Source organism: Polyangium spumosum, assembly GCF_009649845.1.
Taxonomy (GTDB): Bacteria; Myxococcota_A; Polyangia; order Polyangiales; family Polyangiaceae; genus Polyangium; species Polyangium spumosum.
The window spans coordinates 102598-116391 of the sequence record NZ_WJIE01000020.1; the positions used below are offsets into that span (position 1 = coordinate 102598).

The 13794-nt window shown below is 69.8% G+C and carries 13 protein-coding genes; 4 read left to right on the forward strand and 9 right to left on the reverse strand.

Going from position 1 to position 13794, the window contains the following annotated elements; all coding sequences use genetic code 11:
* Positions 1 to 6 precede the first annotated feature (6 nt).
* Positions 7 to 1473, forward strand: coding sequence for a DUF4178 domain-containing protein (locus tag GF068_RS38455; RefSeq protein WP_338046746.1), 1467 nt, complete (start codon positions 7 to 9; stop codon positions 1471 to 1473).
* 58 nt (positions 1474 to 1531) lie between these two features.
* On the opposite strand, the gene GF068_RS38460 is transcribed toward GF068_RS38455, so the two are convergent.
* The gene (locus GF068_RS38460) at positions 1532 to 2833 is read right to left on the reverse strand and encodes a UDP-glucose dehydrogenase family protein (protein ID WP_153824538.1); all 1302 of its coding nucleotides are present in this window, start codon (positions 2831 to 2833) and stop codon (positions 1532 to 1534) included.
* A gap of 58 nt (positions 2834 to 2891) precedes the next feature.
* Entirely contained in the window at positions 2892 to 3398 is a 507-nt protein-coding gene (locus GF068_RS38465; RefSeq protein WP_153824539.1) for a DUF4362 domain-containing protein, read from the reverse strand.
* A gap of 98 nt (positions 3399 to 3496) precedes the next feature.
* Here GF068_RS38465 and GF068_RS38470 point away from each other — a divergent pair, with 98 nt between their 5' ends.
* Both GF068_RS38470 and GF068_RS38475 read left to right on the forward strand, forming a co-directional pair.
* Positions 3497 to 4144 carry a GNAT family N-acetyltransferase gene (locus GF068_RS38470; RefSeq protein WP_153824540.1) on the forward strand — a complete coding sequence of 216 codons (648 nt, stop codon included), beginning with the start codon at positions 3497 to 3499 and terminating at the stop codon, positions 4142 to 4144.
* Between the two features lie 22 nt (positions 4145 to 4166).
* Complete coding sequence (locus GF068_RS38475; RefSeq protein WP_153824541.1) at positions 4167 to 4553, forward strand: OsmC family protein; 387 nt, start codon at positions 4167 to 4169, stop codon at positions 4551 to 4553.
* A 400-nt stretch (positions 4554 to 4953) separates the two neighbouring features.
* Here GF068_RS38475 and GF068_RS38480 read toward each other — a convergent pair whose 3' ends face one another.
* The 3 genes from GF068_RS38480 to GF068_RS38490 all read right to left on the reverse strand — a co-directional run bounded on the left by GF068_RS38480 (position 4954) and on the right by GF068_RS38490 (position 7368).
* On the reverse strand, positions 4954 to 5457 hold the full coding sequence (locus tag GF068_RS38480) for a hypothetical protein (RefSeq protein ID WP_153824542.1): 504 nt from the start codon (positions 5455 to 5457) through the stop codon (positions 4954 to 4956).
* Entirely contained in the window at positions 5435 to 5650 is a 216-nt protein-coding gene (locus GF068_RS38485) for a hypothetical protein (RefSeq protein ID WP_153824543.1), read from the reverse strand. The genes GF068_RS38480 and GF068_RS38485 overlap by 23 nt, the downstream gene beginning before the upstream one ends.
* Before the next feature lie 77 nt (positions 5651 to 5727).
* A complete protein-coding gene (locus GF068_RS38490; RefSeq protein WP_153824544.1) occupies positions 5728 to 7368 on the reverse strand; it encodes a L,D-transpeptidase in 1641 nt (546 codons plus the stop codon).
* A gap of 147 nt (positions 7369 to 7515) precedes the next feature.
* On the opposite strand from GF068_RS38490, the gene GF068_RS38495 reads away from it, so the two are divergent.
* The gene (locus tag GF068_RS38495; RefSeq protein WP_338046747.1) at positions 7516 to 9744 is read left to right on the forward strand and encodes a PAS domain-containing sensor histidine kinase; all 2229 of its coding nucleotides are present in this window, start codon (positions 7516 to 7518) and stop codon (positions 9742 to 9744) included.
* Here the strand turns inward: GF068_RS38495 and GF068_RS38500 are convergent.
* The 4 genes from GF068_RS38500 to GF068_RS38515 form a co-directional block, all read right to left on the reverse strand.
* Entirely contained in the window at positions 9692 to 11236 is a 1545-nt protein-coding gene (locus GF068_RS38500; RefSeq protein ID WP_153824546.1) for a sensor histidine kinase, read from the reverse strand. The genes GF068_RS38495 and GF068_RS38500 overlap by 53 nt on opposite strands.
* An 87-nt stretch (positions 11237 to 11323) precedes the next feature.
* A complete protein-coding gene (locus GF068_RS38505) occupies positions 11324 to 12082 on the reverse strand; it encodes a CDP-alcohol phosphatidyltransferase family protein (RefSeq protein WP_153824547.1) in 759 nt (252 codons plus the stop codon).
* A gap of 18 nt (positions 12083 to 12100) precedes the next feature.
* Positions 12101 to 12568 carry a serine/threonine protein kinase gene (locus tag GF068_RS38510; protein ID WP_153824548.1) on the reverse strand — a complete coding sequence of 156 codons (468 nt, stop codon included), beginning with the start codon at positions 12566 to 12568 and terminating at the stop codon, positions 12101 to 12103.
* Between the two features lie 20 nt (positions 12569 to 12588).
* A complete protein-coding gene (locus tag GF068_RS38515) occupies positions 12589 to 13680 on the reverse strand; it encodes a DUF4349 domain-containing protein (protein WP_153824549.1) in 1092 nt (363 codons plus the stop codon).
* Positions 13681 to 13794 lie beyond the last annotated feature (114 nt).

Below are 13794 nucleotides of genomic sequence, written 5' to 3' on the forward strand. Positions count from 1 at the left end.
CGGGGCGTGACTAGCCCGTTCGACCGCCAGGCGGCGTGTCCGTCGTGCGGGGCGCCCATAACGTTCCGCTTCGCCGGCGCCGCGGCGCAGGTCTGCAAGCACTGCAACTTCGTCGTCGCACGCACCGACCGGAACCTCGTCGCCGTCGGCAGGATGGCCGATCTCGTCGACATCCCGTCGCCGCTGCAGCTCGGCGGCACGGGCCGATGGAGCGGCGGCGAGCCGTTCGCCGTCGACGGCCGCGTGCAGCTCGATCGCGCGAGCGCGCCCGGCGCGCCGTGGCAGGAGTTCTTCATCACGTTCCCGATGAGCGGGAAGTGGTGCTGGGTCGCGAGCGCGCAGGGGCGCTGGTACTCGACGAGCGAGGTCCCGCTGCCGCCCGAGCTGCCGCCGATCCACGCGCTCCGCGCGGGGCAGCAGATCAACCTCGGCACCTACGGCGTGTGGACCGTGGCGGAGGTCGGGCAGCGCCGCGTGATCTCCGGCGAAGGCGAGATGCCCGCGGTGGCCGCGCCCGGCGTGCCCACGGGTTACGCGGACATCGCCGCGCCGAACGGCGCGTTCGGCACGATCGACTACGGCGACGGCCGCAACATCCCGCCGAAGCTCTACCTCGGCCGGCAGATCGATCCCGCGGTGATGGTGCTCGACTCGGGCGCGCCCGTCGAAGCCGCGAAGGCCGACGTCACGAGCGTCGCGTGCCCGAACTGCGGCGGCAACCTGCCGCTTGTCACCCCGGGACAAACCGAGCGTATCGTCTGCCGTTACTGCGGCATGGCGAGCGACCTGGACCAGGGCGCGCTGCGAGCGCTCGGCCCTGCGCCGAAGCCTCCGATCGAGCCGTTCATCCCGCTCGGCGCCGAGGGCAACCTGCGTGGCAATCGTGTCATCTGCATCGGCTTCACGATCCGCGGCTGCACCGTGGAGGGCGAGCGGTACCGGTGGCGTGAGTACTTGCTCTATGCGGGTCCGCGCGTTGGTTACTTGTGGCTGATGGAGGAGGACGGCGCGTGGTGGCTCGTCACGCCCATCCCGCCTGGCGAGGTCGCGGTCTCCGGCGGCGCCGCGATGTTCCGCCAGCAGCACTACAACTGGAAGCAGAGCGTCCGCGCCGAGACCGAGTACGTCGTCGGCGAGTTCTACTGGAAGGTCGAGATCGGCGAGGCTGTCCAGGCGACGGAGTACGAGGGGCCTGGTGGCAAGGTCAGCGTCGAGCAGACGCCGAAAGAGGTGACCTACTCGTTCTGCGAGCGCCTCTCGGCGGGCGACATCGGCGCGGCCTTCGGCATCAAGCCTCCGGCGGCCTCGCTCATGGCGGGTGGTGAGAACGGCGGATGCACCCAGGGATGCGGCACGCTCATCGTGATCGTGGTCATCCTCTTCATCCTCCTGATCGTCTTCAGCGACTGCGGCAGCGGTGGTGGCGGCGGCGGCGTCTTCATCGGCGGCCCGAGCTTCGGCGGCGGCAAATGACAAAAGCCCCCTTCTCCCGCGAGGGAGAGGGGGCTTGGGGGTGAGAGCGTCGCCCCGCCTAGCCTCGACCGATCCCCGTGTACCAGAACCCGATCGAGCGCAGCTCCTCCGGGTCCCAGATGTTGCGGCCGTCGAAGAGCGACGGCGTGCGCATGAGCCGCTTGATGCGGTGGAAATCGGGCCGCCGGTACTCGTGCCACTCCGTCACGAGCGCGAGACCGTCGGCGCCTTCGGCTGCGGCGTACATCGTGTCCACGAACGTCACGCGATCACCGAAGAGCGGGCGGACGTTGTCCATCGCCTGCGGATCGTGCGCGCGCACCGTCGCGCCTGCGGCGAGCAGGTCCTCGATCAACGTGAGCGCGGGTGACTCGCGGATGTCGTCGGTCTGCGGCTTGAAGGCGAGGCCCCAGACGCCGATCACGCGCCCCGCGAGTGCGCCGTCGAAGTGGTGCAGGACCTTGCTGCCGAGCACGTGCTTCTGCCGCTTGTTCACCTCCTCGACGGCGCGCACGAGCTCGAGGTCGTGGCCCATCACGCGCGCCGTGTGGATCAGCGCGGAGATGTCCTTCGGGAAACACGAGCCGCCAAAGCCCGGGCCGGGGAAGAGGAACTTCGGGCCGATGCGCGGATCGGCGCCCACGGCCTTGCGTACGCGGTCGATGTCTGCGCCGAGCTTCTCCGCGAGCAGCGCGAGGTCGTTCATGAACGAGATACGCGTCGCGAGCAGCGCGTTCGAGGCGTACTTCGTGAGCTCCGCCGAGCGCGCGCCCATCGCGTGGATGCGGTCGCTCGTGCGCACGAACGGATCGTAGAGGCTCCGGAGCACCTCGAGCGCGCGTGTGTTGTTCGAGCCGATCACGACGCGGTCGGGCTTCATGAAGTCGTTGATCGCGTCGCCTTCCTTGAGGAACTCGGGGTTCGAGGCGACGCCGAAGGGCTGGGTCGTGTGGCGTGAGATGATGGCCTCGACCTGATCGGCCGTGCCGACGGGCACCGTGCTCTTCGTGGCCACGACCTTGAAGCCGTTCATGTTCTTGCCGATGGTCTCGGCCACGGCGTAGACGGCGGAGAGATCGGCGGAGCCGTCGGCGGCGGAGGGCGTGCCGACGGCGATGAACACGACCTCGGCGTTGCGGATGGCGCCTGCCACGTCCGTCGAGAACGACAGGCGCCCGGCCTTCGTGTTCTTGGCGATGAGCGTGTCGAGGCCCGGCTCGTAGATCGGCACCTCGCCGCGGAGGAGGCGCGCGATCTTGCCCTCGTCCACGTCGACGCATGCGACGTCGTTGCCGAAATCCGCGAACCCGGCGCCGGCCACGAGGCCGACGTAACCCGTACCAATCACCGCCAGCTGCATGGCGCGCACCCTATCATTTCGCGAGGGCTCGTGTGTACGTGGCGCGACCCACGCCGACTCAGGGAATCACGATCTCGGCGGCGTGTCCTTCGCATCCACGCAGCACGAACCCGAAGCGATCACCGGATGCGCGCCTCTCCAGATCCTTGCAGGTCGAGCGGTGTACGCCGCGCGCTCCGAACCTGTCGCGGTTGTCTTCGACCACCTCGATGACGCGGCTCGGCCGCACGCGCAGCGTGTACGTGATCGGATCGCCCTCGACGGTGTGCATCGTGATCACGAGCCCCGCGGGGCTCCCGTTCCGCCACGCGTCCCAGAGGCACGCGCGCGCGGCGGCGTCGTAACCGGCGCCGTGCACGTTGGTCTCGCGCCCGCACGTGGAGTTCGCGCCGTCCTCCTCCGACGGCATGCGGCCGGCCTCGACGACGGCGGTCGAGCGCGTGTCGCCCTCGGCCGGGGTCTGCGGCGAGCTGCACCCGCATGCGACGAGCAGGAGCGAGGCGACGACGTGTCCGAGACGTCGCGCCGAATCGCGCGAGTTCAAAGGGGATTCGAAGCCATGCATGAAGGGCCAGGGTACGCCGCGTTCGGCGTTCGGCAACAGCGCGCGGCGAGGAGATCGAAGCGCCGTTCTGCACGGACGGCGCCGCGGTATGCTGAGGCGTGCAATACGACCGGGGGTATCACGAGGCGCGGGAGCTCGAGGACGGCCGCGTCGTCAGGTTGCGATGCATCCGTCCCGAGGATCGTGACGCGCTCGTGCGCGCGTTCGGGAAGCTCTCGCGCGAGTCGCGGTACCGCCGCTTCCTCGCCGACATGCCCTTCCTGAGCCCCGCGATGGCGCGGTACCTGACGGAGGTCGACGGCAGCGACCACGTGGCGATCATCGCGACGGCGGACTCGCTCGATCTGAAGGAAGAAGAGGGCGTCGGCGTCGCGCGGTTCCTGCGTTTGCCCGAGGAGCCTGACGTGGCCGAGGCGGCGGTGACGGTGATCGACGCGTACCAGGGCAAGGGGCTCGGCCGTATCTTGCTCGACGTCATCTCGCGCGCGGCGCGCGAGCGTGGCATCCGCGTCTTCCGCTCCACGGTGCTCGTCTCGAACGCGCCGATGCGGCGGCTGCTCGACGAGGCGGGGGGCATCGTGCGGAGCGACGACGGCGAGACGATCGTGGTCGACACGCCGCTCGAAGAGCCTCGCCCGAGCTGGTCGGATCTCGCGATCTTCCGCGTGCTGCGCGCCGCGGCGGAGGCCACGCGCGACGCCCTGCTCGGCGAGGCGGACGATCGAGGCGAGGTCGACGAGAGGTAACGATTCTGCGATACGAGGGGACATGCGAAACGTCACGGTGAAGACGGGCGAGGGGAAGTTCGGTCAGTCGATCCACGTCGGACCGCACGAGCTGCGAGGCGACGAGCCGCCGAGCGCGGGCGGCGACGATCGTGGCCCCGACCCGTTCGAGTTCGTGCTCGCGGGCCTCGGCGCGTGCACGTCGATGACGATCAAGATGTACGCGGATCGGAAGGGCTGGCCGCTCGTCTCGGTGGAGGTGGACGTCGCGGGCGAGAAGCGCGAGGGCGCGTTCGTAGCGAAGAGGTCGATCCGGCTTCAGGGAGACCTGACGGAGGAGCAACAGGCGCGGCTGCTCGACATCGCGAACAAGTGCCCGGTGCACAAGATGCTGACGGGGAAGATCGAGATCGAGAGCGCGCTCGCTTGAGGCGGTGAGGGCGCAAGAAACCGACGACCGAGGGTGTTCGAACGCGTCGAGCCTCGCTCCTCACGGTGACGCGAGGGTGTCCGAGCGAGATCGACGTGCGCGCGTCACGGTCACGCGGGGCTCTTCGAACGCGTCGACCCCCCCGCGTCACGATGACGCGAGGGTGTTCGAACGCGCCGACCCTCACGCGTCACGTCGACGCGACGGTGTCTCGAGCCCACGCGACCCCCCCGCGTCACGATGACGCGAGGGTGTTCGAACGCCTCGACCCTCACGCGTCACGTTGATCTGCGACGTTCGACGAGGGGCGAGGGCCTCGGTTGTTCGTTTCGGCGTGGGGCAGCCGAAGCCATGCGTGATCCGCTCTACGCGGGCTCGTCGAGGCGGCGCCGAGCCTTGCTTACGGCTGCGTCTTCGAACTCTCTTCCAGCGTCGCGAGCAGCACGGGCAGCACCGCGCGATCCTTCGCCCGCCCCGTTTTCGACTTCACGTCGATGAGCGTCGGCAAATCCAGCACGCGAAGGGACAGCTCGCCGTCCGTCATCACGACGGTGTGAGGCAAGAGCTCTTCGTACCCCTGTCCTTCGCCGAGCTCGCAGAGCGGATCGATCGGCCCGAGCGTTGTCGAGAGGTTGAGCTGACCGTGCCCAGCGAGGATCTCCGCGGTCGGCCGTAGCCGCCGGTTGGCGAGGTCGTAACGAAACACCGCGTCCAGGCGCAGCAACACGTCGAGCAAGCGCGCGACGTTCTCGGGGCTCCTGCGGTGGACGATGTCGAGGTCCTGCGTCGTGATCGGAGCTCCATGGAGCAGCGCCGCCGCGCCGCCAACGACGATGAACTCCACCCCTGCGGCCAAGAGCTCCGCGAGGAACGCCTCCGAGTCAACGACCCGGGGGTGCTGCACGGAACCTCGACGCCACACGCGCGAGCGACGCTCCTGCGCGGAGCCGCTCCCGCAACGTTCGGCCGAGCGCGAGCTGGATCAGCGTTCGATCGACCTCGGCCGCGGCTTGGACGATCTCGGCGTCGAGGAACAAGACAACCGTCCCCTCGGAGCGCTCCTCGTCCGTTCGATCCACGCGCCACGGCCGCATCACGGAGACGAGCTTACCAAACGCGGAGCCGGATGGCACTGCGGCAGGACCGGCCGCAGCGCCCGTCCGCTCCGCGCCCCTCACGGATGGATGAACACCACCGTCCCCGTCAGGTTCCTCGCGGCTCCGTGCCATTCGTACGGCACTTGTGGCTCTGTCCAGTGGAAGAGCCTTCGCGCGTCCTCCGGCGACAGGTTCACGCAGCCGTGGCTCTTCGGCTGGCCGAAGCGGTCGTGCCAGTAGGCGCCGTGCAGCGCGTAGCCGTCCTGGAAGTACTGCACGTACGGCACGTCGCGTAGCTCGAACGCCTCGCCCACCGCGTCCGAGTCCATCGTCACGCTCACGTGTTTCGTGTGGATCCGGAAGATCCCGCGCTTCGTCGCCTTGCTCGTCTCCGGATCACCGAGGCCGCTCTCGCCGCTCGACACCAGCGTCGCGAACACCGGCTTCGTCCCCTCGTAGGCGACGAGCACCTGCTTCGTGATGTTGATGTCGATCCACTTCTCGCCGTTTTTCCCCCACGCCGGCATCTTCTTCGCAGGGTCCACGCGGCCCGCGTGGCGGTCGTCGATCCAGCCGCCGTCCTTCATCTCGTAGTGCAGGATCTTGCCCACGAACTTCTGCTTGCCCGTCAGCTCGACCGCCGCGCGGTACGGGACCTCCCCGCTCGCGACCAGCTTCTTCTTCCCCTCGTCCCACACCCAGCGCTTCGCCCCGGGCCTGCGCACCAGCGCGAACGGGAAGTTGATGTCCTTGCCGATCTCGTAGCCGTGGAAGTCGCTCCCGCGGATCGGGCGGAACCGGTCGGCCGGTATCACGCGCAGGTCCGTCGACACGTTGTAGCGACGCCCCTCGTGCAGGAACGTCTCCACGAAGGCCACGCCGGTGCGACGATCGACCTGGTCGATCTTCACGAGATCGTTCGACTTCAAAAGACCCGACAGGTTCGGCACGCGGCCGCCGTCCTTCAGGAACCACGGGATGTCCTCGTCCGTGATCCGCTGCTCCATCGCCTCGAGCGCGGGCGGCGATGCCACGGACTTCCACTTCATCCACACGTCGAGCCCGTACGTCGCCCCGCTCTCCTCGTCCTTCACCCACTTCGCGAGGTGCTTCTTCAGGCTCGGCTCGTACGTCTTCAGATCCTCCGGCGTCGGGATACGCGCGTAGACCGGGCCGCCGCGCGTCACGATGCCGTACATGTACGGCAGCCTCTGCGTGATGTCGGGTCGCCGCGTCGATGCGCGCACGATCGGGTGGTCGAGGTCCACCGTCGCCTCGGGGCCCACGCAGACGTAGCCGTACGGCTTGATCTTGCGCCATCCGTCCTTGCAGCCCGAGGTCCCCGCGATCTCCGGATCCATCTCGACGATCGCGCCGGCGCGCAAGAAGCCCACGCGCGTGGCCTTCGGATCCGGCTTCGACATGACGTCGGTGCGCATCGCGATGCTCGCGAGCCGCGGCGCGCTCTCCGGGATCGGGGGCGGCAAGTGCGCGATGCCCGAGAGATCGACGAACGCTGCGGCGCTCGCCTCGGGAGGCGGCGCGTCCGCGTCCGCCGCCGCAGAAGGCGCGCCGTCCGCGGCGGCGTTCGTGGTCGCGGGCGCGCCGGCTTCGGACGGAGCGTCGGCGACGAGGCCCGGCAAGGGTCCCGGTTTCTCACGGCAGCCGCCGAGGCTAGCCGCCGCGAGGACGAGCAGCGCGTAGCAGTGGCGTCGCATGACGTGTGGCTCGTTTGCGCATGCCTGCGCGTCGATGTCCAGTTTTCCGCGGCCCCTCTCGTCGCCGCGGTCACCACATTTTCCGGCCCTCTACGCGGGTCGAGTTGCAGCGCCCACAAGGCCACCTTATGGAAATCGGGAGGGGACGTGGCGAAGGCAGACGGAGAACCCGGTCGCTCCGCAACCGCAACCGCGGCGGCGCCGGCCGAGGGTACGGATTCGTTCCTCGACTCCATCGTCGAGCACATCCCCCACATGGTCTTCGTCAAGGACGCGGCCGAGCTCCGCTTCGTCCTCTTCAACAGAGCCGGCGAAGAGCTGCTCGGGCTGCGCCGCGACGCCCTGATCGGCAAGAACGACGCCGACCTGTTCCCCACGGAGCAAGCGGCGTTTTTCGTGGCGAAGGATCGCGAGGTGCTCTCGGGCAAGCGCCTCGTCGACATCTCCGAGGAGCCCATCCACACGCGCCGCGGCCTGCGTGTCCTCCACACGAAGAAGATCCCCATCGTCGACGGCAGAGGAGAGCCGCGCTTCTTGCTCGGCATCTCCGAGGACATCACCGAGCGCAAGCTCCTCGAGGAGCGGATCAGGCGGGCCGACGAGCGACAGCGCATCCTCGCGCAGGCGAGCGCAGCGCTCACGCCCGACGGCGGCGAGCCGCTCTTCGAAGTGGCGCGGCTGGCCCTGCCCGTGGGCGGCGACGGCTGCATCTTCCTCGTCGACGCGGCGAGCGGCGCCTCCCGCGTCGCCGTCGCGCACTCGGACCCCGCGCGAGAAGCGCGCTGGCGCCGGCTCGTCGAGACCTCGAACCTCGTCGAGAGGTTCTCGGAGCCGGCCCGCGCCGCGCTCGAGGCCGGCGCGCCGCTCGTGCTGAACGAGATCGATCCGGCGACGCTCGCCTCGTTCACCCCGAGCGCGGCGGACGCGGTCGAGCTCGCCGCGCTCGGGCCCCACGCGCTGCTCGTCGTCTCGTTACGTGGGCGCGATCGGCGGCTCGGGACGCTCGTCTTTTTGCGTGACGTGACCCCGACCGCCTTCGACGACGACGATCGCGCCTTCGCCGAGCGGTTCGCGCAACGCGTGGCGGGGGACCTCGACAACGCGCGCCTCTACCACGAGCTCGAGCGCGCGGAGGCGGCGCAACGGTTCCTCGGCGAGGCCGCCGAGCGCCTCGCGGGATCCCTCGACGTCGACGAGCTCGTGCGCCTCGTCCCGCGCCTCGTGGTCCCGTTCCTCGGCGACATGTGCGTGATGTACCTCCTGAACCAGGAGGGCCAGGCGTGCCGCTTCGGCTGCGCCCACGTGGAGCCGGACAAGGAGCGGCAGCTCGTCGATCTGGTCGAGCGTTACCTCCCGCGCGGCGCTCAGCCCGGCGCGATCCCCGCGCGCTCGCACGAGCCCATCCTCGACCCCGAGATCGACGAGGCCACGTTCGATCGCCGCGGCGTCGACGCGGAGCAACGAGCGCACTGGCGCCGCATCGGCATCAGCACGGCGATGGCCGTGCCCGTGCGCGCGCGCGGGCGTGTCCTCGGCAGCATCAGCTTCGGGCGCAACCTCGGGCCTCGTTACCGGAGCGAGGATCTCGCGCTCGCGATCGCGCTCGCCGATCGCGTGGGCATCTCGATGGATAACGCGCGGCTCTACCAGGAGGCGCAGGACGCGCTCCGGGCGCGCGACGAGTTCCTCTCCATCGCCTCACACGAGCTGCGATCGCCGCTGACCACGGTCTGCCTCTCGGTGGACATGCTCGCGCGGGGCCTCCGGGGCGGGGTGAGCGTCGACGCGTGCCTGACGCGGGTCGAGGGCACGCGGCGGCAGCTCGCGCGGCTGAAGCGCCTCGTCGACGGCCTGCTCGACGTCTCGCGTATCGCCGCAGGCAGGCTCGTCCTCGAGATCGGGGAGGTCGATCTCTGCGCGCTCTGCACCGATCTCGTCGACCGCATCACCGAGGAGGCGCGGGGCGTGGGCAGCGAGGTGCACCTCCGGGCGCGCTGCGATCGGACGATCCACGGCGACGTGCTCCGGATCGAGCAGGTCCTGACGAACCTGCTCGGCAACGCGCTCCGTTACGCGGCCCCCGCCCCCGTGCACGTGCACGTCGAGGTCGACGAAGGCGGCGCGCGCATCTCGGTGCGGGACGAGGGCAAGGGCATCTCACCCGAGGATCTGCCGCGGATCTTCGATCGATTCGAGCGCGCCGCGGCGTCTGGCGCCCACGGCGGCCTCGGGCTCGGCCTGTACATCGCGCGCCAGATCTGCGAGGCGCACGGCGGCTCGATCTGCGCCTTCAGCGAGCCCGGGCGCGGCGCCGAGTTCGTGGTCACGTTGCCGCTTTCGCCGCAGGCCCCTTCGCCATCGGCAACGTCACGGTGAACTCCGCGCCTTGACCCTTGGCGCTGCGGAGCTCGATGAGGCCGCCGTGCGCCTCGACGATGCGGCGCGCCGCGTGGAGGCCGAGGCCGAGGCCTCCGTAGACCTTGGCCGCGTCGGCGCGCTCGTAGGGTTCGAAGATGCGCTCGTGGTCCTCGGGCGCGATCCCCATGCCGCCGTCCGAGACGCGGAGCTTCGCCGCGCCGTCCCCCGACGACAGGGACAACGTGATGGGCTGGCCCAGCCCGAACTTGATCGCGTTGCGGACGAGGTGGGTGATGACGAGCTGGACCGCGGCGCGGTCCCAGACCCCGATCGCAGGCGCGTCCGCGTTCAACGTGATGACCGCGCCGCCGCGCCGCCGCTCGCTCTCGAGCTCGTCGAGCACCTCGCGCGTCAACTCGCGCAGGTCGCAGGGCTCCCGCGTGAGCCCGAGGTTCTCGCCGAGCGCGCGCGAGACGTCGAGCAGCGTCTTGACGAGGGCGGACAGGCGCTCGATCTGCCGATCCGCGAGCTCGATCTTCTTGCGTTGCGCCGCGCCGAGCTGGAGCTCGCCGCGCTCCACGTCGCGGAGCAGGCTCTGGATCTGCAGCGAGAGCGGCGTGAGCGGCGTGCGTAGCTCGTGCGAGGCGGCCGAGAGGAACTCGTCCCTGCGTCGCAGCGCGTCCTCCATGCGCGCGCGCGCAAGCTCGAGCTCCGCGCGCCTGGCCTGCTCCTCGGCGAGGAGGCGATCACGCTCGGCCTCGGCCTGCTTGCTCGCGGTGACGTCGACCATCACGCCCCGCAGCCGCTTCGGCACGTTGCCCTCGACCACGACGGTCACGATGTCGCGCAGCCACACGACGCGGCCATCCGCCGCGATCATGCGATAGACGAACTCGTGCGCGGTGAGGCGCTTCGTCTCGTTCTCGCAGTAGGCCGGCGCCCAGCCCACGTCCTCGGGGTGCATGTACCGGTACCAGAACATCGGATCGCCGAGCCACTCCTCGACCGGGTAGCCGAGGATGCGCTCGGCCTGGCGGCTCACGAAGGTGAAGCGGCGCGCGGCGAGGTCGAACTCCCACACGATGCTGCCGACGTCGCTGACGAGGAAGAGCGCCTCGCGCGCCTCGGCGAGGTCGGAGATGTCGGTCATCGTGACGAGCACGTACGGCGAGCTGATCCGGTCCTCGGCGATCACGCTCGCCGCGATGCGCATGAACACGGCTCGCCCCGTGGCGGTCGTGGCCCAGGCGTCCCCCGTCCACGGCGCTGCGCCCTGCACGAGCGCGCCGAGGGATGCGCGCAGAGCCTCGTCCCCCGGAGGCGTGAGGAACGCAAAGAAGCCCGAGCGATGCCCGAAGAGCGCCGCCGCGCGCGTGCTCGTCCAGACGGCGTCGAAGGTCCTTCCGTCGACGAACCACGCGATGGACCCGTGCCGATCGAGCGTGCTCGCGAGCACCTCGACCGAACGCAGGCACGGCATGGCCCGGCTCGGGCTGTCGGTGACGGTCATCTCCCCCAAGAGGACATAATGCGCGAGGGCCAGGGCGGAAAGGAAGGGAGATCGAGGAGGCAGGCTCGTCGGGAGGTGGTCCGCGTTTTATCCGCGCCCGAAGCGGAGCACGAGCCCGAGCCAGCCGCGGGCGAGGTAGAGGGCGTTCAGCGCGAGATACATCCAGAAAAACAGGTCGAGCCGATCCGTGAGCGCGAAGATCCAGACGTGGCTCGGGTAGTGGTTGAGGAAGCGCAGGAAGGTCATGACGAGGGACGCGGCGCGCCCGACCATCGACTGCGGTTTTTTCTCGCCGACGGCCTCGTAGTGCGCCTCGGTCGGCGTCGCTTGACCCGTGAGCTCGGGCCTGCGGACGAAGTTCGTGAGTGAGATGCCCGAGGCCACGATCACCGCGCCGGCGATGGCCGCATAGAGGAACCCGACGTCACCCGCGGGCCACGCGGCGCCGTTGATGCCGAGCCCGCCCTTCCTGTGGAGGTGGACGCCGATCACCGCGACGAGCAGCACGGCCTTGGCCTCGTCGACGAAGAAATCGAAGAGGTGGCCGGTGGGCGAGGCGAGCTTCTTGTACCGCGCGAGCATGCCGTCGGCGCAGTCGAGGAGGTAGGCGAGCTCGAGGACGAGCACGGCGACGAGGCCGCCGCGGTAGCTCGGCAGCGCGATGAAGAGCGCGGAGCCCGTCACCGCGATGAAGAGGGAGAGGAGGGTGACCTGGTTCGGCGTGAGGGGCGTGCGGTGGATCGCGGCGACGAACACGGCCGCGAGCGGGCGCATCACGTACGTGTTCCAGAGCTGATCGTGCTTCTTGCGGGTGAGGCGGTAGACCTCGACGGGGCTGCCCGGCATGCGCGGGACTCTAGCGCATCAGCCGGGGACGAAGCCCTCGATCGCCTTGCCGATCTCGTCCTTCGCCTTGTCGAACTCGCGCGCGTCGCCGCCGGTCTCCAGGACGAACACGTCGGCGTCGGTGACGAAGACCGTGAGCCAGAAGATGTGGGGGCGGTCGTAGATCGTGCGCGTGTAGCGGAGCTGCTTGCCCACGGCGCCGCTCTTCGTCTTCACGTCGCGCGCCTCGGCCGCGGTGTACCCGATGTTGCGCAGCTTGAGGTCGATCGCGTCGGTCCAGAAGGAGAGGTTGCCCCTCGGCCGGTTCGGCTCGACGCGTACGCTCATCACGACGCCCTGGGCCGTGGTCGCTCGGTAGGCGTACTCCTCCTGGTCCTCGAGCTCGACGAAGCCGTCGGGCGTCACGAGCTTGAAGCCGTGGCCACAGCCGATCCCCACGAGGGAGGCGGCGAGGCAGAAGAGGAGCAGCGAAGCTTTGTGGTTCATGGTCCTTTTGCCTCCTTGCCTCAGCGAAGGCTCATCAGCGTCTCGAGGCCGACCCTCGAGAGCCACTCGATGGGCAGGTCGATCATCCGCGGCGGCGGCGGCGCGTTCGTGCCTTGCGCCACGACCTGCTGTTGCTTGGGTCGGCCTGTGACGTCGACGGTGATCGTCGAGAACGTCGCGCGCGCGCGGAGGAACCGCATGCGGCCTTCGATCTGATCGATCTCGCGGCCGATGCGCTCGAGCTCGCGCTCGACCTGCAGCGCGTCGTTCACGTTCGCCGCCTTCGCGAGGAACTCTTGCAGGCGCTTCTGCACGCTCTTCAGGTTCTGCAGGCGCACCTCGAGGTCGTGGAACTCCTCGGAGACGTCCTCCGCGCTCACGCTGCGGCGCTTGACCTCGCCGAGCTTCTCCAGCGCGGTGAGCGCGTCGCGGAAGTGCCGCGAGGGCACGCGGATCACGACGCCCGCGTCCGAGCGCGACGCGAGGTAGCCGCCGTAGGACTCGGCGAGGTCGATGATCTTGTCGATCGTCCCGGGGATGACCGCCGCCTCCGCGACCTCCATGCCGACGCGGCCCGTGTAGATGAGCAGCGGCGTGACGGGTTTGTCCTGCGGCTGCTGCGGCTCGGAGGTGCCCTCGGTCTTCTTGCCACCCGGCGCGGGTTTTCCGGCCGTGGGCTGCTGCGGCGTGGGTTGCCTCGGCGCCGCCGCGGGCGCAGCCATCGGGGCGCGCGCGCCGGGAGCCACGGGGGCCCGCGCGGCGACAGGCGGAGGCGCCGACTTCGCGGCATCGCCGCCGGAGCCGCCGAAGAAGCCCTCGTCATCGGAGCCGACGCCGTCGTCGCTCTCGTAGCGGTCATTCGAGTCGGCGCTCGCGGGCATCGGCGGGGGCGGCGCGTTCATCGGCTCGGGCGCCGCATCCATCGGCATGGCTTCGGTGGACGCCACGGACTCGGCCTGCGCGGCGCCGCCGCCGTAATACGCTGCCGGTTCGGGGTAACCAGGCGCGGGCGCGCCGGAGCTGCCGGCAGCACAGCCGACGAGGAAAAGAGAGGTGGTGATCAACGTGAGCGCGGCGAGGCGCGCTCGGAGGGTCCGGAACACGTGGGGCATGCGAGATCTCCGGGAAGCCGACGAGGAACGTTAGGCGCCGGTCCGAGCTTACACCGGCTCGCGTTCGCCCGTGGGGCCGTCGCGAACGGCCGGCTCCGGTCGGTCGCCCCGCCC